This is a genomic window from Mycolicibacterium vulneris, assembly GCF_002104765.1.
GTDB lineage: Bacteria > Actinomycetota > Actinomycetes > Mycobacteriales > Mycobacteriaceae > Mycobacterium > Mycobacterium vulneris.
This window is the reverse complement of record NZ_NCXM01000026.1, coordinates 79809-99129: the sequence shown is the minus strand read 5'-3', so window position 1 is coordinate 99129 and position 19321 is coordinate 79809. Positions and strand designations below refer to the sequence as shown.

General features: G+C 67.8%; 17 protein-coding genes. 13 read left to right on the top strand and 4 right to left on the bottom strand.

The annotated features are described in order from the left end of the window. Nucleotides 1–15 precede the first annotated feature (15 nt). Complete coding sequence (gene lppK / locus B8W69_RS22220; protein WP_085291919.1) at nt 16–651, bottom strand: lipoprotein LppK; 636 nt, start codon at nt 649–651, stop codon at nt 16–18. A gap of 318 nt (nt 652–969) precedes the next feature. Here lppK and arc point away from each other — a divergent pair, with 318 nt between their 5' ends. Next, nucleotides 970–2799, top strand: a complete 1830-nt coding sequence (arc, locus tag B8W69_RS22215; protein ID WP_085291930.1) for a proteasome ATPase — start codon at nt 970–972, stop codon at nt 2797–2799. A gap of 88 nt (nt 2800–2887) precedes the next feature. Here arc and B8W69_RS22210 read toward each other — a convergent pair whose 3' ends face one another. Together B8W69_RS22210 and B8W69_RS22205 are read right to left on the bottom strand one after the other, a co-directional pair. Then, nucleotides 2888–3532 (bottom strand): hypothetical protein, encoded by a 645-nt coding sequence (locus B8W69_RS22210; protein ID WP_085291918.1) that lies wholly within the window; start codon nt 3530–3532, stop codon nt 2888–2890. 9 nt (nt 3533–3541) lie between these two features. Beyond that, nucleotides 3542–4714: a hypothetical protein gene (locus tag B8W69_RS22205; protein ID WP_085291917.1), complete on the bottom strand. Its 1173-nt coding sequence runs from the start codon at nt 4712–4714 to the stop codon at nt 3542–3544. A gap of 266 nt (nt 4715–4980) precedes the next feature. On the opposite strand from B8W69_RS22205, the gene dop reads away from it, so the two are divergent. From dop to B8W69_RS22150, 11 genes are all read left to right on the top strand, one after another. Further along, the gene (dop, locus tag B8W69_RS22200; protein ID WP_085291916.1) at nt 4981–6489 is read left to right on the top strand and encodes a pup deamidase/depupylase; all 1509 of its coding nucleotides are present in this window, start codon (nt 4981–4983) and stop codon (nt 6487–6489) included. Between the two features lie 118 nt (nt 6490–6607). Then, complete coding sequence (locus B8W69_RS22195) at nt 6608–6802, top strand: ubiquitin-like protein Pup (RefSeq protein WP_007770846.1); 195 nt, start codon at nt 6608–6610, stop codon at nt 6800–6802. Next, nucleotides 6799–7689 carry a proteasome subunit beta gene (gene prcB / locus B8W69_RS22190; protein ID WP_085291915.1) on the top strand — a complete coding sequence of 297 codons (891 nt, stop codon included), beginning with the start codon at nt 6799–6801 and terminating at the stop codon, nt 7687–7689. The genes B8W69_RS22195 and prcB overlap by 4 nt, the downstream gene beginning before the upstream one ends. Next, entirely contained in the window at nt 7686–8456 is a 771-nt protein-coding gene (gene prcA / locus B8W69_RS22185) for a proteasome subunit alpha (protein ID WP_085291914.1), read from the top strand. Before prcB ends, prcA begins: the two co-directional genes overlap by 4 nt. A 211-nt stretch (nt 8457–8667) precedes the next feature. Further along, entirely contained in the window at nt 8668–10026 is a 1359-nt protein-coding gene (gene pafA / locus B8W69_RS22180) for a Pup--protein ligase (protein ID WP_110882020.1), read from the top strand. 120 nt (nt 10027–10146) lie between these two features. Beyond that, nucleotides 10147–11184 (top strand): helix-turn-helix transcriptional regulator, encoded by a 1038-nt coding sequence (locus B8W69_RS22175; protein WP_085291912.1) that lies wholly within the window; start codon nt 10147–10149, stop codon nt 11182–11184. After that, nucleotides 11181–12152, top strand: a complete 972-nt coding sequence (locus B8W69_RS22170; RefSeq protein ID WP_085291911.1) for a helix-turn-helix transcriptional regulator — start codon at nt 11181–11183, stop codon at nt 12150–12152. The genes B8W69_RS22175 and B8W69_RS22170 overlap by 4 nt, the downstream gene beginning before the upstream one ends. Nucleotides 12153–12248: 96 nt before the next feature. Beyond that, on the top strand, nt 12249–12527 hold the full coding sequence (tatA, locus tag B8W69_RS22165) for a Sec-independent protein translocase subunit TatA (RefSeq protein WP_085291910.1): 279 nt from the start codon (nt 12249–12251) through the stop codon (nt 12525–12527). 44 nt (nt 12528–12571) lie between these two features. Next, a complete protein-coding gene (gene tatC, locus B8W69_RS22160) occupies nt 12572–13528 on the top strand; it encodes a twin-arginine translocase subunit TatC (protein WP_110882019.1) in 957 nt (318 codons plus the stop codon). A gap of 19 nt (nt 13529–13547) precedes the next feature. Next, nucleotides 13548–16304, top strand: a complete 2757-nt coding sequence (locus B8W69_RS22155) for a DEAD/DEAH box helicase (RefSeq protein ID WP_085291929.1) — start codon at nt 13548–13550, stop codon at nt 16302–16304. Nucleotides 16305–16387: 83 nt separating this feature from the next. Further along, on the top strand, nt 16388–17155 hold the full coding sequence (locus B8W69_RS22150; RefSeq protein ID WP_085291908.1) for a DUF4333 domain-containing protein: 768 nt from the start codon (nt 16388–16390) through the stop codon (nt 17153–17155). 12 nt (nt 17156–17167) lie between these two features. On the opposite strand, the gene B8W69_RS22145 is transcribed toward B8W69_RS22150, so the two are convergent. Then, complete coding sequence (locus B8W69_RS22145) at nt 17168–18133, bottom strand: 5'-3' exonuclease (protein ID WP_085291907.1); 966 nt, start codon at nt 18131–18133, stop codon at nt 17168–17170. Nucleotides 18134–18193: 60 nt separating this feature from the next. Between B8W69_RS22145 and B8W69_RS22140 the strand changes: the two genes are divergently transcribed. After that, nucleotides 18194–19321, top strand: a complete 1128-nt coding sequence (locus B8W69_RS22140; protein ID WP_085291906.1) for a M24 family metallopeptidase — start codon at nt 18194–18196, stop codon at nt 19319–19321.

Sequence of the window (19321 nt, the reverse complement as noted above, 5' to 3'; positions counted from 1 at the left end):
GGGTGCCCTGCGGGGTCAATTCGACTTCGAGTTCGCCGGCGAGGTATTGGCGGGCGAACTCCTTTTTTTTCCCCACCCACGGGGGGGGGGCGGGCCCGGTCCGCCCGGGGGAGGGCCGGGAGCCCCCGAAGTCGGAGCCGCCGGCGACTTCCCCAGGGCCAGCAGCATTTCGGCGGTGTGCCGCGACAGCTGCCAACCGCCCTGGAAGGGGGTGAACTCCATCGGGAAGGTGAAGTTGGCGTTGTTGGCCTGAGCGGTGTGCACGGCGATGGTGGCCTTCACGTTCGACGGGTTCTTGTCCGACCACGCGATGTCGTTCGCGTTGAAGGTCATGGGCAGATAGCCGTTGTCGCGCAAGGCGTTGGTGAACTTGTCCAGCGTGGCCGCGCTCTCCGGCGTCGCGCCTTCCACCAGATTCACCTTGCTGGCGCCCGCAACGTTCGGGTCGGTGAGTCGAGCGAGCACGTCGGTGAGCGCTTCGGGTGGCGGCAGGGGAGCAGTGACCGGCGCAGCAACCTGGCTCGAGGAGGCCGGCGGCAGCGAAGAGGCGGCCGCCGAATCACTCTTCGGGTGCGGCGACGAACACGCCGTGAGCCCAACTGTCGCCGCGGCGGTGGCGGCGCTCAGCGTTACTAACAGTGGCCGGTGCATCCAGTCGGTCGGCCGGCTAGGCGGCTCTGGCCGCTTCGCTAAGGAAGGGTGTCGTTAAGGTCGGGCCGATGGGTGCAACCGAAGTCACAGCGGCGGCGGGGGCTACGACGGCGACGCGGGTCGAGCCTGTGGTAAGGCTTTTTGCGGTCACTCTGGCACCTCCCAAGGCCCTTTCGATCATCACGATTAGTGGCCGAGATTACCAGCGTGACGAAAATCTTAACTTTTCGTGGGTATTTGACTACGCACATCAATCGGCAATCGCCGGTAGCTTTGAAGTATCCGCCGCGCCAATTCGGTGTGGGAAAGGAGCACAAGATGGGTAGCTCAGAGCGTTCTGACGCTTTCGGAACCCCCCCCGAATCAGACATGTCCAGCGGCGACGAGGCCGAGTTGGAGCAACTACGCCGCGAGGCAGCGATGCTGCGCGAGCAACTCGAGCACGCCGCCGGCTCGCATGGCGGCGCCCGCTCCGCGCGCGATGTGCATCAGTTGGAAGCGCGCATCGACTCCCTTGCGTCGCGGAACTCCAAGTTGATGGACACCCTCAAAGAGGCCCGCCAGCAACTGCTGGCGCTGCGTGAGGAAGTCGATCGGCTGGGGCAGCCGCCGAGCGGTTACGGCGTCCTGCTCGCCACCCACGGGGACGACACCGTCGACGTGTTCACCTCCGGTCGCAAGATGCGGCTGACGTGCTCGCCGAATATCGAAGTCCCGTTGCTGCGCAAGGGTCAGACGGTCCGCCTCAACGAGGCACTCACCGTCGTCGAGGCCGGTACGTACGAATCGGTCGGCGAGATTTCCACGTTGCGTGAACTGTTGGCCGACGGGCACCGCGCCCTCGTCGTCGGACACGCCGACGAGGAACGCATCGTGTGGCTGGCCGAGCCACTGGTCGCCGAGAACCTGCCGGAAGGGCATCCCGACGCGCTCAACGACGACACCCGGCCGCGCAAGCTGCGGCCCGGCGACTCCTTGTTGGTCGACACCAAGGCCGGTTACGCCTTCGAGCGCATCCCCAAGGCCGAGGTCGAGGACCTGGTGCTGGAAGAGGTGCCCGACGTCAGCTACCTGGACATCGGTGGCCTGACTCGCCAGATCGAGCAGATCCGCGACGCCGTGGAGCTGCCGTTCCTGCACAAGGAGCTGTACCGCGAGTACGCGCTGCGTCCGCCCAAAGGTGTGCTGCTCTACGGCCCGCCCGGTTGCGGTAAGACGCTGATCGCCAAGGCCGTGGCCAACTCGTTGGCCAAGAAGATGGCTGAGGTGCGCGGCGACGACGCCCGCGAAGCCAAGTCCTACTTCTTGAACATCAAGGGGCCCGAGCTGCTCAACAAGTTCGTCGGCGAGACCGAGCGGCACATCCGGCTGATCTTCCAGCGCGCCCGGGAAAAGGCGTCGGAAGGCACACCGGTGATCGTGTTCTTCGACGAGATGGACTCGATCTTCCGCACCCGTGGCACCGGGGTGTCCTCGGACGTCGAGACGACGGTGGTTCCTCAGCTGCTCAGTGAGATCGACGGCGTGGAGGGACTCGAGAACGTCATCGTGATCGGTGCCTCCAACCGCGAGGACATGATCGACCCCGCCATCCTGCGGCCGGGACGTCTGGACGTGAAGATCAAGATCGAGCGGCCGGATGCCGAAGCGGCGCAAGACATCTTCTCGAAGTACCTGGTCGAGTCGCTGCCGGTGCACGGCGACGACCTGGCCGAGTTCGACGGCGACCGGTCGGCATGCATCAAGGCGATGATCGAAAAGGTTGTCGACCGGATGTACGCCGAGATCGACGACAACCGGTTCCTGGAGGTCACCTACGCCAACGGTGACAAGGAAGTCATGTACTTCAAGGACTTCAACTCCGGGGCGATGATCCAGAACGTTGTCGACCGCGCGAAGAAGAACGCGATCAAGTCCGTCCTGGAGACCGGTCAGCCCGGTCTGCGCATCCAGCACCTGCTGGACTCGATCGTCGACGAGTTCGCCGAGAACGAGGACCTGCCCAACACCACCAACCCCGATGACTGGGCGCGGATTTCGGGCAAGAAGGGCGAGCGGATCGTCTACATCCGCACCCTGGTCACCGGCAAGAGCTCGAGCGCATCTCGGGCCATCGACACCGAATCCAACCTGGGTCAGTACCTGTAGGGCCCGGCACCTTCAGCGCGACATATAAACCACGCACACGACACGCCGAGGCGGGTGTGCGTGGTTTATATCTCGGCGTCGCCGGCGGTCAGTCGGTCACCAGCGAATAGCTGTTGGTCAGATTGTCCTGCAGCACCTGGGCCGGCCGCTGTGTTGTGTCCACGCGCAATTCCTCGGTGAGCACGCGCGGTTGGTAGGCCCACCCCGCCGGCAGATCGAGACGATCGCCGAGGCCCGGTAGGTCCGCGCGCGACAGGGTGGCGTCGGCGACCTGGCTCCAGGTCTGCATGATCCAGTGCTGGCTTTGGGGATCGATGAGTTCGTATACCTCTTGGCCGGCGTTGAAGACGAAGACCGTGTGGCGGTTGACGGTGTTGGGGACGTACGGCGCCGGGTTCATCGACGACAGCAGCACGGTCGCCTGCTGGATCATTTCGATCCCGCCAAAGGATTTCGTGATCTGCGGCCCCCGGGCTTGTTTTTCGATGGAGTTCATCAGCCAATACCGGGGACCGTTGAGCAGGGCCGCGGCCGCCCCGTGTTCGGTGGCGATGGCGTGCGCGTCCAGCGCCGACCACAGCTCTTGAGGACAGTCGTTGAGCGGGAAGCTGTTGTACCCCGTTGCCTGCGGACCCGCCTCGCCCGGCGTTACGAGGAGTACCTCGCCGTAGCGCTTCCCGGACAGGTCGAGTGCGTGCTTGCCGACGGCGTGGTCGGATCCAGGGGCGGACACAGGGTGAAATTAGTCACTGGTGTCGGCGCCGTCAACACGACAGACGGCGGCGCCGTGGTAGCGGTTGCGCGCCGCCAACGTCGTGTCCAGGTCGTCGATCAGCGGGTCGAGGAACGTGGAGCGGTATTCCGCGTCGCCGGCCGCGCGGGCGCTGACGTACATGAACGTCAGCGCGCCGAGGAACAGCGTCATGTGGATCAGCGAGTCGGGCACCGGCAGCGTGAATCCGAGCACCGTCGCGCTGCTCTTGTAGGTGTGGGTCCACTCGTTGAGTAGTTCGGGGCTGAGCACGATGAGCCCCAGAATCAAGTAGATCGCGGTGGTCACCACTGCCACCACCAGAATCTGCACCAGCTGAGAGACAGCCAGAACAAAGACCACGTTGAGGCGCTCCGACTTCTTCAAGGCTGCGCCGGTGGGGGCGTTGGGCAACGTGGCGAACGGTGTGCCCACGAGTTTTTCGGGTTCGTCGCGCGGCGCCGTCGCCGATTGCAGCATCGGCCCGGCGCGCTCTCGCGTGGCCGAGCTGACGAACGCCGCGGCGACGGTGACCAGGAACGCCATGGCCAGTGCCAGCCGGTTGCCGCTGATGGTCGCGGCCATCAGCCACACGTAGGTGTTGAAGAACACCAACGCGGTCAGCAGCACGACCGGCAGGGCCCGAACGGCCAAGGCGCCCACGGTCGCAAGGTGCGACAGCATGATCCGTATCGCCCAGCCGAGGACCGATCCGATCCCGCTGCCGGTCAGGATCAGCACGGCGGCGACGACGATGGCCTCCTGTGCGACGTCGCCCACGGCGACTCCCACGCACGCCACGGCCAGCACCGACGACGTCGTTATCGCGGTGCGTGTCTTGCGGCTTCGCGATCGCGAGACCAGCCAGCCGACGACCGCCATCAACGGCAGCGCCAGCGCAAGCAGAGCCAGCACGGCCAATTCCGAGGTTGTCGGCTCGCCGCTGATCTCGACATCGTGGCCGCCGGTGATCAGATAGACCGCCAAAATGCAGGCCTGCAGCACCGCGTACGCGGCAAGCATGGGCGCCGACCGCGTCCAGAGCCTCCGCCATCGCGCGCGCCTGGTGAGTACCGACGGCAAACCGCGCTCCAAAAACCAGATTTCGGCCGCGGCGCTCGGCTCGGCCTGGCGGCTCGGAGCGCGGCCGCGAAGTAGCTCCATGCCGGCTCACCCTACGGCCGGTAGTCGCCGGCGGTGGCCTTATCGGAAGGGTTGCCGGACTGGCATTTTGCCGACATCAGCGGGCTCGCTGAACGGCCCCGCCGCGCCCCGCCGCACGGGCCGCTTCGTCATCCGGCGGGACCCGATTGGCCGGCTCCTGCGCGCCCCGCCGCACGGGCCGCTTCGTCACCCGGCCTGACCCGATTGGCCGGCTCCTGCGCGCCCCGCCGCACGGGCCGCTTCGTCACCCGGCCTACGCTTAGGTCATGCAACGAATCATCGGGACGGAGGTCGAATACGGCATTTCATCGCCATCGGACCCGACGGCCAACCCGATCCTCACGTCGACGCAAGCGGTTTTGGCTTATGCGGCCGCGGCGGGCATTCAGCGCGCCAAGCGCACCCGCTGGGACTACGAGGTGGAATCGCCGTTGCGGGATGCCCGCGGCTTCGACCTGAGCCGCTCGGCCGGCCCACCCCCGGTGGTTGACGCCGACGAGGTCGGCGCGGCCAACATGATCCTTACCAACGGCGCGCGGCTCTACGTCGACCACGCGCACCCCGAATACTCCGCACCCGAGTGCACCGACCCGCTCGACGCGGTGATCTGGGACAAGGCCGGCGAGCGCGTGATGGAGGCCGCCGCCCGCCACGTCGCCAGCGTGCCCGGGGCCGCGAAATTGCAGCTCTACAAGAACAACGTCGACGGCAAGGGCGCCTCCTACGGGTCGCACGAGAACTATCTGATGTCGCGGCAGACGCCGTTCTCGGCAATTATCGCCGGGCTGACCCCCTTTCTGGTCTCCCGGCAGGTGGTCACCGGTTCCGGACGGGTCGGCATCGGCCCCTCCGGCGACGAGCCCGGGTTTCAGCTCTCCCAGCGCTCGGACTACATCGAGGTCGAGGTCGGCCTCGAGACCACGCTCAAGCGCGGCATCATCAACACCCGCGACGAACCGCACGCCGACGCCGACCGGTATCGGCGGCTGCACGTCATCATCGGCGACGCCAACCTCGCCGAGACGTCGACGTATCTGAAGCTGGGCACCACCGCGCTGGTGCTGGACCTGATCGAAGAGGGCGCGGCGCACGGCATCGACCTGAGCGACCTGGCGCTGGCGCGGCCGGTGCATGCGGTCCACGCGATCAGCCGCGATCCCTCGCTGCGGACCGCCGTGGCCCTGGCCGACGGTCGCGAGCTGACCGCCCTTGCGCTGCAACGGGTTTACCTCGATCGGGTGGCCAAACTGGTCGACAGCCGCGACCCCGACCCGCGCGCATCCGACATCGTCGAAACCTGGGCGCACGTGCTCGACCAGCTCGAGCGCGACCCGATGGAGTGCGCCGAAATCTTGGACTGGCCGGCCAAGCTGCGCCTGCTCGAAGGATTCCGGCAGCGCGAAAACCTGAGCTGGTCTGCACCGCGGCTGCATCTGGTGGACCTGCAGTATTCCGACGTCCGGCTGGACAAGGGCCTGTACAACCGCCTCGTCGCGCGTGGCTCGATGAAGCGCCTGGTGACCGAACACCAGGTGCTCGAGGCGGTGGACAAACCGCCGACGGACACCCGCGCGTACTTCCGCGGCGAATGCCTGCGCAGGTTCGGCGCCGACATCGCCGCGGCCAGCTGGGACTCGGTGATTTTCGATCTCGGTGGTGACTCGCTGGTCCGCATTCCGACGCTGGAGCCGCTGCGCGGCAGCAAGGCGCACGTCGGGGCGCTGCTGGACTCGGTGGACAGCGCCGCCGAACTGGTGGAACAACTCACCAGCTAGGTGCCGGTTAACCGCGGGAACGTCGGGGTTGACCGGTAGGCTAGGAAAGACCAACGGGCAGTGTGGCTTGATCGGTGCATTAGCCATTCAACGGGCCCACACAACGCAGGAGGCGGCGATGGCTCAGGAGCAGACCAAGCGTGGCGGTGGTGGCGACGACGAAGACGATGTCGCCAGCAGCACCGCCGCGGGCCAAGAGCGCCGAGAAAAGCTAGCCGAGGACACCGACGATCTGCTCGACGAGATCGACGACGTGCTCGAGGAGAACGCTGAGGACTTCGTTCGCGCGTATGTCCAAAAGGGCGGACAGTGACCTGGCCTTCCTCTAATCGCCTGTCCGCCAATTCCGCACTCCCCGGCTCCGCATTCTCCACGGACCCCGCTGTAAATCTCTCGTCATTTGCGGAGCTGCTGCGACGCCAGGCGCCGGAATTGCTGCCGGCGAGCCTGTCCGGCACGCGATCGGATGCCGCCACGGGGCAGCTGCCGCACGGCACCACCATCGTCGCGCTGAAATATCCCGGCGGCGTCGTGCTCGCCGGTGACCGGCGTTCGACGCAGGGCAACATGATCGCCGGGCGTGACGTCAAGAAGGTGTACATCACCGACGACTACACCGCCACCGGCATCGCCGGCACCGCCGCCATCGCCGTCGAGTTCGCCCGCCTTTATGCGGTGGAACTCGAGCACTACGAAAAGCTCGAAGGCGTGCCGCTCACGTTCGCCGGCAAGGTCAACCGGCTGGCGATCATGGTGCGCGGTAACCTGGCGGCCGCGATGCAGGGTCTGATCGCGTTGCCGTTGCTGGTGGGCTACGACATCGATACTGCCGATCCCGAACGCGCTGGCCGCATCGTGTCTTTCGACGCCGCCGGCGGCTGGAACCTGGAAGAGGAGGGCTACCAGTCGGTGGGCTCGGGCTCGATTTTCGCCAAGTCGTCGATGAAGAAGTTGTACTCACAGGTCACCGACGCCGATTCCGCGGTGCGGGTCGCGATCGAGGCGCTCTACGACGCGGCCGATGACGATTCCGCCACCGGCGGACCGGACCTGGTGCGCGGGATCTATCCCACCGCGGTCACCATCGGTGCCGAGGGTGCGCTGGAAGTGCCGACGGCACGCATCGCCGAATTCGCCCGCGAAGTGATCCAAAGCCGTTCGCGCGCCGACACTTTCGGCCCCGATGGTGGTGAGAAGTGAGCTTCCCGTATTTCATCTCGCCTGAGCAGGCGATGCGCGAGCGCAGCGAACTCGCGCGCAAAGGCATCGCCCGGGGCAAGAGCGTGGTCGCCCTGGTCTACGCCGGTGGTGTGCTCTTCGTCGCGGAGAACCCGTCACGGTCGTTGCAGAAGATCAGCGAACTCTACGATCGCGTCGGCTTCGCGGCGGCCGGCAAGTTCAACGAATTCGACAACTTGCGCCGCGGCGGAATTCAATTCGCCGACACCCGCGGCTACGCCTACGACCGTCGCGACGTCACGGGCCGCCAGCTGGCCAACGTCTACGCGCAGACGCTGGGTACCATCTTCACCGAGCAGGCCAAGCCCTACGAGGTGGAGTTGTGCGTCGCCGAGGTCGCGCACTACGGCGAGACCAAACCGCCTGAGCTGTACCGGATTACCTATGACGGATCGATCGCCGACGAGCCCCATTTCGTGGTGATGGGCGGGACCACCGAACCGATCACCACGGCGCTCAAGGAGTCGTACGCGGAGAACGCCGATCTGCGCGAGGCCACCCACATCGCCGTGAAAGCGCTGCGGGCCGGCAGCGAGGCCACCAACGGCGACCAGTCCACCCTCGACGTGGGCAGTCTGGAAGTCGCCATCTTGGACGTCAACCGGCCGCGACGGGCGTTTCGGCGGATCAATCGCGCCACCCTGGAGGATTTGCTGCGCGAGCTGGATTCCAACGGCTCCGGAGGCGACGGCGAACCGTCCGAGTCTGACGGCGACTCCTCCGAATAGGCCCCAAGCGCTGCCCATATTGGTCGGTGCTGATGGGTCTGGTGGTGCCTGAGGTGCGGGTGAGCCAACGCGTGGCCGGGCCGCCGGTGCCGGCGGACGGGTGGTTCACCGCCCCCCGCGGAGCCACCCACGCGTCGACGAAAAACTTCTGTCGAACTGATACGCGCGGCTTGCTCACCGTCCCGGTCGGACAGCAAGTACCCTCGATTACGTGCAGCGACGAATCATGGGCATCGAGACCGAGTTCGGCGTGACGTGCACGTTCCATGGCCACCGCCGGCTCAGCCCTGATGAGGTCGCCCGCTACCTGTTCCGTCGCGTCGTGTCCTGGGGCCGCAGCTCCAACGTCTTCCTGCGTAACGGCGCCCGCCTGTATCTCGACGTGGGTAGCCACCCCGAGTACGCCACCGCCGAGTGCGACAGCCTGGTACAGCTGGTCACCCACGACCGCGCCGGGGAATGGGTGCTGGAGGACCTGCTGGTCGACGCCGAGCAGCGGCTCGCCGACGAGGGCATCGGCGGTGACATCTACCTGTTCAAGAACAACACCGATTCGGCGGGCAACTCGTACGGGTGCCACGAGAACTACTTGATCGTGCGGGCCGGCGAGTTCTCCCGGATCTCCGACGTGCTGCTGCCGTTCCTGGTCACCCGCCAGCTGATCTGCGGCGCCGGCAAGGTGCTGCAGACCCCCAAGGCTGCGACGTTCTGCCTTTCCCAACGCGCCGAGCACATTTGGGAGGGCGTCTCCTCGGCCACCACTCGCAGCCGGCCGATCATCAACACCCGCGACGAGCCGCACGCCGACGCCGAGAAGTACCGGCGCCTGCACGTTATCGTCGGCGACTCGAACATGTGCGAGACCACCACCATGCTCAAGGTGGGCACGGCCGCGCTGGTGCTGGAGATGATCGAAGCCGGCGTCCCGTTCCGGGACTTCTCGCTGGACAACCCCATCCGCGCCATCCGCGAGGTCAGCCACGACGTCACCGGCCGTCGTCCCGTGCGGTTGGCTGGCGGGCGGCAGGCGAGCGCGCTGGACATCCAGCGCGAGTACTACAGCCGGGCCGTCGAGCACCTGCAGACCCGGGAGTCCAACGCGCAGATCGAGCAGATCGTCGACCTGTGGGGCCGCCAGCTCGACGCGGTCGAGAGCCAGGACTTCGCCAAGGTCGACACCGAGATCGACTGGGTGATCAAGCGCAAGCTCTTCCAGCGCTACCAGGACCGCTACAACATGGAGCTGTCCGACCCGAAGATCGCCCAGCTGGACCTGGCCTACCACGACATCAAGCGCGGACGCGGCGTCTTCGATCTGCTGCAGCGCAAGGGGCTGGCCGCGCGCGTCACCACCGACGAGGAGATTGCCGAGGCCGTCGACAACCCGCCGCAGACCACCCGGGCGCGGCTGCGCGGCGAGTTCATCAGCGCGGCCCAGGCCGCCGGCCGGGACTTCACCGTCGACTGGGTGCACCTCAAGCTCAACGACCAGGCCCAGCGCACCGTGCTGTGCAAGGACCCCTTCCGGGCGGTCGACGAGCGGGTCAAGCGCCTGATCGCGAGCATGTAGCCGCAATCGGCTCGGCACCTGTCACATCAGCCCCGCGGGCACAGAACTGGCCGCAGGGAATAGCCCGACGCGGACGGCCGCGGAAGCGCCGGACGAGGTTCATCGAATAATCTGGAGCCAATGGCGACGTCAAAAGTCGAGCGGCTGGTCAATCTGGTCATCGCCCTGCTGTCCACCCGCGGCTACATCTCGGCGGAGAAGATCAGGTCGAGCGTGGCGGGTTACTCGGACAGCGTCAGCGCCGAGGCGTTCTCGCGGATGTTCGAGCGGGACAAGAACGAGTTGCGCGACCTCGGCATCCCGCTCGAGGTCGGCCGGGCGTCGGCCTGGGACCCCACCGAGGGTTACCGGATCAACCGCGACGCCTACTCGCTCGCGCCGGTCGACCTGACCTCCGACGAGGCGGCCGCGGTGGCGGTGGCGACCCAGCTGTGGGAGTCGCCCGAACTCATCACCGCGACCCAGGGCGCGCTGCTCAAACTGCGCGCGGCCGGCGTCGACGTCGATCCGGACGCGCCGGTCGCCATCGCGTCGCCGGCCGGGGTGCCGGGCTTGCGGGGGTCGGAGGAAGTCCTCGGAATCCTGTTGTCCGCCATCGATTCTCGCCAGGCCGTCCAGTTTCCGCACCGGCCGTCCCGGGCCGAGCCGTACGCCATCCGCACCGTCGAGCCGTGGGGCGTGGTCACCGAGAAGGGCCGTTGGTATCTGGTGGGCCACGACCGCGACCGCGACGCGACCCGCACCTTCCGGCTCTCCCGGATCGGCCCGGAGATCACGCCGATCGGCCCGCCGGGCACCGTCACCGTGCCGAGAGACGTTGACCTGCGCAAGATCGTGGCCCAGACCGTCACCGACGTGTCGTCGCCGACGATCGGACAGGCCCGGGTATGGGTGGCCGACGGGCGGGCCACCGCGCTGCGGCGCGCAGGCAGGCCGGTCGACGCGCGCCAAATCGGCGGTCGCGGGGGCGAGGTGATCGAGCTCGACATCAGGTCCGCCGACCAACTGGCCCGTGACATCGCCGGCTACGGAGCCGACGCCCTGGTGCTCGAACCGCAGTCGCTGCGCGACGACGTGCTGGCCCGGCTGCGCGCGCACGCGGGGGTCGACGCCGTCGGTGCGGGGCAACCACCCGGCCGCGGGGGAGTGTCCGCATGACACCCATCTCCACCCGCCTGATCCGGCTGCTCAACATGGTGCCGTATTTCCAGGCCAATCCCCGGGTCACCCGGGCCAAAGCCGCCGCCGACCTCGGCGTATCGGCCAAGCAGCTGGAAGAAGACCTCAACCAGCTGTGGATGTGCGGTCTGCCCGGCTATTTCCCCGGTGACCTCATCGATTTCGAATTCTCCGGGGACACCATCGAGGTGACGTTCTCCGCGGGCATCGACCGCCCGCTGAAGCTCACCTCGCCGGAGGCCACCGGACTGCTGGTGGCGTTGCGTGCGCTGGCCGACATTCCCGGCGTCGTCGACCCCGAAGCCGCGCGCAGCGCCATCGCCAAGATCGAGGATGCCGCAGGAGCCGTCGGGCACGACGCCACCCATGCGGCGTCCGCCGTCGACGAGCCCGCGCCGGTGGAGAACCGCGCCACCGCCGCGGTGCGCGCGGCCGTCCAGTCCAGGCACGCGCTGACCATCGACTACTACTCCGCCTCGCACGACACCCTGACCAGCCGGGTCGTCGACCCCATCCGGGTGCTGCTGATCGGCGGCCAGAGCTATCTGGAGGGCTGGTCGCGCGAGGCCGAAGGCGTTCGGTTGTTCCGTTTTGACCGGATCGTGGACGCCAGCGAGCTCGACGAGCCCGCCGCGCCGCCCGAGCCGGCGCTGCATGCCCCACCGGACACCTCGCTCTTCGACGGCGACCCGTCGCTGCCGTCGGCCACGCTGCGGGTGGCGCCCGCGGCGTCCTGGATGTTCGAGTACTACCCCATGCGCGACGTGCGCGAATTGCCGAACGGATCGTGCGAGGCGGTGATGACGTACGCCTCCGAGGATTGGATGACGCGGCTGGTGCTGGGCTTCGGGGCCGACGTGCAGGTGCTGCAGCCCGAGTCCCTGGCGCAGCGGGTGCGGGACGCCGCCGCGGCCGCCGTGACGTCCTACGAAGCGCTGAGCTCATAAAAGCCCAGGCGACATGGTCCACCGCGGCGCGGCGCGGGCCCGCCGCCACATGCCACTACTGCGGTAGCATCGGGTGAACGTCTGGAGGTAATCAAAGTGGGCAGTCTTAGTCCGTGGCACTGGGCGATCCTCGCGGTCGTGGTGATCTTGCTGTTCGGTGCCAAGAAGCTCCCCGATGCGGCGCGTTCGTTGGGTAAGTCGATGCGGATCTTCAAGTCCGAGCTCCGCGAAATGCAGACGGAGAACAAAGCGGAGACGTCGGCCCTGGGGACCCAGGGCGAGGCCCCCGCGGCGAACCCCACTCCCGTGCAGTCGCAGCGGGTCGACGCGCCGGCGCCCAGCGAGCAGGGGCACAGCGAAGCACGTCCGGCGTAGCCGCCATCATCGTCGCGCTGCCCGAGCGCCACTGACCGAGCATCGTGAGAGTCTTCAAGGTTTCAGCGCGCACTTCCGGCCTGCTGAGGCGCCTCAACCCTCGTAACCGGCGGAGCCGAACCAACCCGGATGCGACCATGTCGCTGGTCGACCATCTGACCGAGCTGCGCACCCGGCTGTTGATCTCGCTGGCCGCCATCCTGGTGACCACCATCTTTGGGTTCGTCTGGTACTCGCATCCGATCTTCGGGCTGGAAAGCCTCGGCGAGTGGCTCCGGCATCCCTACTGTTCGCTGCCGCAGTCGGCGCGCGCGGAGATCACCCCCGGCGGCCAGTGCCGGCTGCTGGCCACCGCGCCGTTCGACCAGTTCATGCTGCGCCTCAAGGTGGGGCTGACGGCCGGGGTGGTGCTGGCCTGCCCGGTGTGGTTCTACCAGCTGTGGGCGTTCATCACGCCCGGCCTGTACCAGAAGGAACGCCGCTTCGCGGTCGCGTTCGTCATCCCCGCCGTGGTCCTGTTCGTCGTCGGCGCGGTGCTGGCCTACTTCGTACTGGCCAAGGCGCTGGGCTTCCTGCTGACCGTCGGCAGCGACGTCCAGGTGACCGCGCTGTCCGGCGACCGGTATTTCGGCTTCCTGATCAACCTGCTGGTGGTCTTCGGCGTCAGCTTCGAATTCCCGCTGCTGATCGTCATGCTCAACACCATCGGCGTGCTGCCCTACGAGAAGCTCAAGGCGTGGCGCCGCGGCCTGATCTTCGCGATGTTCGCGTTCGCGGCGATCTTCACCCCCGGATCCGACCCGTTTTCGATGACCGCGCTCGGGTTGGCGCTGTCCGTCCTCTTGGAGTTGGCCATCCAGATCTCCCGGCTGCACGACAGACGGAAGGCCAAACGTGAAGCCCAGGCCGTGATTCCCCACGACGAAGCCTCGGTCATCGAACCGCCCACCGCGATACCGGAGCCGTCGTTCACCGCCGGGCAACACGACGATGTCACCTGATCCGTCGCCGCCCCCCGACCTGGCGGAGCTGGTGGAGCTCACCCGGTTCACCGCCGAATTACCCTTCGCGCTCGACGGCTTTCAGCGGCGGGCGTGCGCGGCGCTCGAGCGAGGCCACGGTGTGCTGGTGTGTGCGCCCACCGGTGCCGGCAAGACGGTGGTCGGCGAATTCGCCGTGCACCTGGCGCTGGCATCCGGCGGCAAGTGTTTCTACACCACGCCGCTGAAGGCGCTGAGCAACCAGAAGCACACCGACCTGACCGCGCGCTACGGCCGTGACCGCATCGGCCTGCTCACCGGCGACATGTCGGTGAACGCCGATGCGCCCGTGGTAGTGATGACCACCGAAGTGCTGCGCAACATGCTCTACGCGGATTCGCCTGCGCTACATGGGCTTTCGTATGTAGTGATGGACGAGGTGCATTTCCTCGCCGACCGGATGCGGGGTCCGGTGTGGGAGGAGGTGATCCTGCACCTGCCCGACGAGGTGCGGGTGGTCAGCCTCTCGGCGACGGTCAGCAACGCCGAGGAATTCGGCGGCTGGATCCAGACCGTGCGCGGCGACACGACCGTCGTGGTCGACGAGCACCGGCCGGTGCCGCTGTGGCAACACGTGTTGGTGGGCAAGCGTCTGCTGGATCTGTTCGATTACGACAACGAAAAACCGGCCGCGGATCGCCAGCTGCGCGTCAATCCCGAACTGCTGCGCCATATTTCGCACCGCCGCGAGGCGGACCGCATGACCGACTGGCAACCCCGGCGCCGCGGCACCGGGCGGCCGTCGCGTCCCCGCTTCTACCGGACGCCGTCGCGGCCGGACGTGATCGCCAGCCTGGACTCCGAGGGGCTGCTGCCGGCGATCACGTTCGTGTTCTCCCGTGCCGGTTGCGACGCCGCCGTCCAGCAGTGCCTGCGCTCGCCCCTGCAGCTGACCACCCAGGAGGAGCGCGCACAGATCGCCGAGGTGATCGAGCACCGGTGCGGTGATCTGGCTGACGCCGACCTGGGTGTGCTCGGCTACTACGAGTGGCGCGAGGGGCTGCTGCGCGGTCTGGCCGCCCACCATGCCGGGATGCTGCCCGTCTTCCGCCACACGGTCGAGGAGCTGTTCACCGCCGGGCTGGTCAGGGCCGTGTTCGCCACCGAGACGTTGGCGCTCGGGATCAACATGCCCGCCCGCACGGTGGTGCTCGAGCGCCTGGTGAAGTTCAACGGCGAGCAGCACGTGGCGCTGACACCGGGGGAGTACACGCAGCTCACCGGCCGCGCCGGGCGGCGCGGCATCGACGTCGAGGGCCACGCGGTGGTGCTGTGGAATCCCACCGAGGAGACCACCGAGCCGTCGGCGGTGGCCGGGCTGGCCTCCACCCGCACCTTCCCGCTGCGCAGCTCGTTCGCCCCGTCGTACAACATGACGATCAACCTGGTCCAGCAGATGGGTCCCGAGCAGGCGCATCGGTTGCTGGAGCAGTCATTCGCGCAGTATCAGGCCGACCGCTCCGTGGTCGGGCTGGTCCGCGGCATCGAGCGCGGCACCGCGATGCTCGACGAGATCGCCGGGGAGCTGGGCGGGCCCAAGGCGCCGATCCTCGAATACGCACGGATGCGTGCACGCATCACCGAGATGGAGCGCGCGCAGTCGCGCGCGTCCCGGTTGCAGCGACGGCAGGCCGCGAGCGACGCGCTGGCCGCACTGCGCCGCGGCGACATCATCAACATCACCCATGGCCGGCGCGGCGGTCTGGCCGTGGTGCTGGAATCCGCCCGCGACAGCTCCGATCCGCGACCGCTGGTGCTCACCGAAAGTCGTTGGGCGGGAAGGATTTCGACGGCTGATTACTCGGACGCGTCCGCACCGGTCGGCTCGATGTCACTGCCCAAGCGGGTCGAACACCGTCAGCCCCGGGTCCGGCGCGATCTGGCGTCGGCGCTGCGATCGGCCGCCGCCGGATTGACCATCCCGGCCCGGCGCCGCGGCGGCCGCGGGGACTCCGACGGCGAATTCCACGACCCGGAGTTGGCGTCGTTGCGTGAACAATTGCGCCGGCACCCGTCGCACAACACGCCCGGCCTGGAGGCACAGGTGCGGCAGGCCGAGCGCTATCTGCGGATCGAACGCGACAACGCGCAATTGGAGAAAAAGGTTGCGGCGGCCACCAATTCGCTGGCCCGGACCTTCGACCGGATCGTCGGGTTGCTCACCGAGCGCGGCTTCATCGAAGGGCGCGACGGCGACCCTCGCGTCACCGACGACGGCCGGCTGCTGGCACGCATCTACAGCGAAAGCGACCTGCTGGTGGCCGAATGCCTGCGCACCGGCGCGTGGTCGGGATTGAAGCCGGCAGAACTGGCGGCGGTGGTCTCGACCGTGCTTTACGAAACCCGGGGTGGGGAGGGGCCCGGGGCGGGCTTCGCGGCCGACGCGCCCACCCAGCAAGTGCGGCAGGCGCTGCAGCAGACGTCGCGGCTGTCGATGGCGCTGCGCGCCGATGAGCAAACGCACCGCATCGCCCCGAGCCGCGAACCCGACGACGGCTTCGTCAACGTCATCTACCGCTGGGCCAGGACCGGAGATCTGGCCGCGGCGCTGGCGGCCGCGGACCCGGCCGGCACCGGATCACCCCTACTCGCGGGGGATTTCGTGCGGTGGTGTCGTCAGGCGCTCGACCTACTGGACCAGGTCCGCAACGCGGCTCCGGACGTGGAGTTACGGGCCACCGCCAAGCGGGCCATCGATGACATTCGGCGCGGCGTCGTCGCAGTTGACGCCGGGTAGGCTTGGCCGGAGCTACCGTTAAGCGCCGAATAGTTCACGCCAAGACACAGTTCATGCCAAGACACAAGGGCTGAGGGAGAAAGATGAGCGGACCGCAGGGATCGGACCAGCAGTGGCAACCGCCTGGTCAGGGTCAAGGTAGCGATCACTCGTCAGACCCGACTCAGGCTGCACCGACCTGGAACGAGCAGTCGAACCAGGAGACGTCGTGGCAGGCCCCGGCCTACACGCCGCCCGCCGACTACCCGCAATACCAGCAGCCGGCCGAACAGGCGTACCCGCAGCAGTACCCCCAGCAGCAGCCGGGGTATGCGCAGCCCGGGCAGTACGGTCAGCCGGGTCAGTATGGCCAGCCCGGCCAGTACGGCCAGCCGGGCCCGTACGGCCAGCCCGGCCAGTACCCGCAGCCGGGGCAATACGGCCAGCCAGGGCAGTACCCGCAGCCCGGTCAGTACGGCCAGCCAGGGCAGTACCCGCAGCAGTACCCCGGCTATGAGCAGCAGCCCGGAAAGAAGCGACCGGTCGGACTGATCGCCGGCGTGGGCGGCGCGATCGCCTTTCTGCTTGTCGCGGTCGTGCTGGTGCTCGGCTTCTGGCAGCCCGGGTTCTTCGTCACCACCAAGCTGGACGTCAATAAGGCGCAGGCCGGGGTTCAGCAGGTCCTCAGCGACGAAACCAACGGCTACGGCGCGAAGAACGTCCAGAACGTCAAGTGCAACCACGGCCAGAACCCCACCGTCAAGAAGGGCGCCACGTTCGACTGTGACGTCAGCATCGACGGCGCACCCAAGCGCGTGACGGTGACCTTCCAGGACAACAAGGGCACCTACGAGGTCGGCCGGCCGCAGTAGCCGTCGGCCACGTCAGTTTGGCAGCGCGTCCAGGGCCTTCTGCAGGCGGGCGATCGACGAGCCGACACCTAGCTCCGTCGCGAGTTCGGCGGTGCGTTGCGGATCGGCGGCGACCAGCGGTAGTTCGTCGTCGGGCGTCGAGAAGGTGACGGGCGCGTCGGTGGCCACCCGCACCACCTTGCCGGCCGCCTCGATGTAATCCAGCGCGCCCAGCAGCTTCGCACGTACACCCTTGGACATCTTCGACTTCGGGTCGTGGGCGGCGGCCAGGATCTGCTCCAGCGAGCCGTGCTGCGCCAGCAGGGTGGCCGCGGTCTTCTCGCCGACGCCCGGGACCCCGGGCAGGCCGTCGGACGGATCGCCGCGCAGCAGGGCGAGCTCGGCGTAGGCGGGGCCGGCCCTGTCCACCGGCACGCCATAGTGTTCGGCCACCTCGTCGGGCCCGAACAGCGTGGCCTTGCTCAGCCCGCGGCCGAGGTAGAGCACCCGGACCGGGACTGGATCGTCCGACACCACCTGCAGCAGGTCACGGTCACCGCTGACCACCACCACCGGATCCTTGCGTTCCTGCGCCGCCAGGGTGCCGAGCACGTCGTCGGCCTCGAAGCCCTCCGCCCCGGCGGTCGGGATCCCGAATGCATCAAGGAGTTCGGCGATCATGTCGATTTGGGGCGTCAAGTCGTCCGGGACTTCCTCGATGTCCGGCTCGTTCTGTGGCTCTTCCTCGGCCACCCGGTGCGCCTTATAGGTCGGAATGAGATCCACCCGGAACTGGGGACGCCAATCGAGGTCCAGGCAGACGGCCAGCCGGCGGGGCCGCTGCTGGGTGATCACCACGGCCACCGAGTCGATGAATCCCCGGACGGCGTTGACGGGCCGGCCGTCGGGTGCGGTGATCGAGGACGGCACCCCGAAGTAGGAGCGGAACCACATGCTGGCGCCATCGAGCAGCACGAGCGGTGATCGGGGTGCTGGCATGCCGGTTATGGTCTCACGCCGCTGCGAGGCGACGTGCGATCGAGCATTAGCCTGGCTGCCATGGAGTCTCACCGCTTCGACGCAGCAGTGTATGAGCGCCGCCTGGCCGCGGCCGCCGCGGCGGCCGCCGACGCAGGCCTGACCGGGCTGGTGATCACACCGGGCTACGACCTGCGCTACCTCGTCGGGTCGCGCGCGCAGACCCTGGAACGGTTCACCGCGCTGGTGTTGCCGGCATCCGGTGACCCGACGGTGGTGGTGCCGCGGCTGGAGCTGGCCTCGCTCAAGGAGTCTGCCATCGCCGAACTCGGCCTGGCGGTGCGGGATTGGGTCGACGGCGACAATCCCTACGATCTGGTGGGCGCCGCGTTGGGCGGTGCCCCCGCCGCAACCGCCGTCACCGATGCCATGCCGGCGTTGCACCTGCTACCGCTGGCCGGAGTGCTCGGCGTGCTGCCGGTCCTGGCCACCGATGTGTTGCGCACGCTGCGAATGGTCAAGGAGGAATGCGAGGTCGACGCGCTTCGCAAAGCCGGGGCGGCCATCGATCGGGTGCACGCCCGGGTGCCGGAGTTTCTGGTCCCGGGCCGGACCGAGGCCGACGTGGCCGCCGACATCGCGGATGCCATTGTGGCCGAAGGGCATTCGGAGGTGGCGTTCATCATCGTCGGCTCCGGGCCGCACGGTGCCGACCCGCACCACGGGTATTCGGATCGCGAACTACAGGCCGGCGACATCGTCGTCGTCGATATCGGTGGCTCCTATGAACCGGGCTACAACTCCGACTCGACGCGCACGTACAGCATCGGTGAGCCGAATCCGGAAGTGGCCGAACAATATTCGGTGCTGCAACGCGCCCAGCGCGCGGCGCATGACGCGGTGCGCCCGGGCGTTAAGGCCGAGCAGGTCGACGCCGCCGCCCGCGACGTGTTGGCCGCCGCAGGGCTCGCCGAGTATTTCGTGCACCGGACCGGGCACGGCATCGGCCTGTCGGTACACGAAGAGCCCTACATCGTCGCCGGAAACGATCTGCCCCTGGCCGAGGGCATGGCCTTTTCCATCGAGCCGGGCATCTACTTCCCGGGCCGATGGGGTGCGCGCATCGAGGACATCGTCGTCGTCACGCCCGATGGCGCCCTGGCCGTCAACAATCGGCCACACGAACTGATCGTGGTCCCGGTGGCCTGA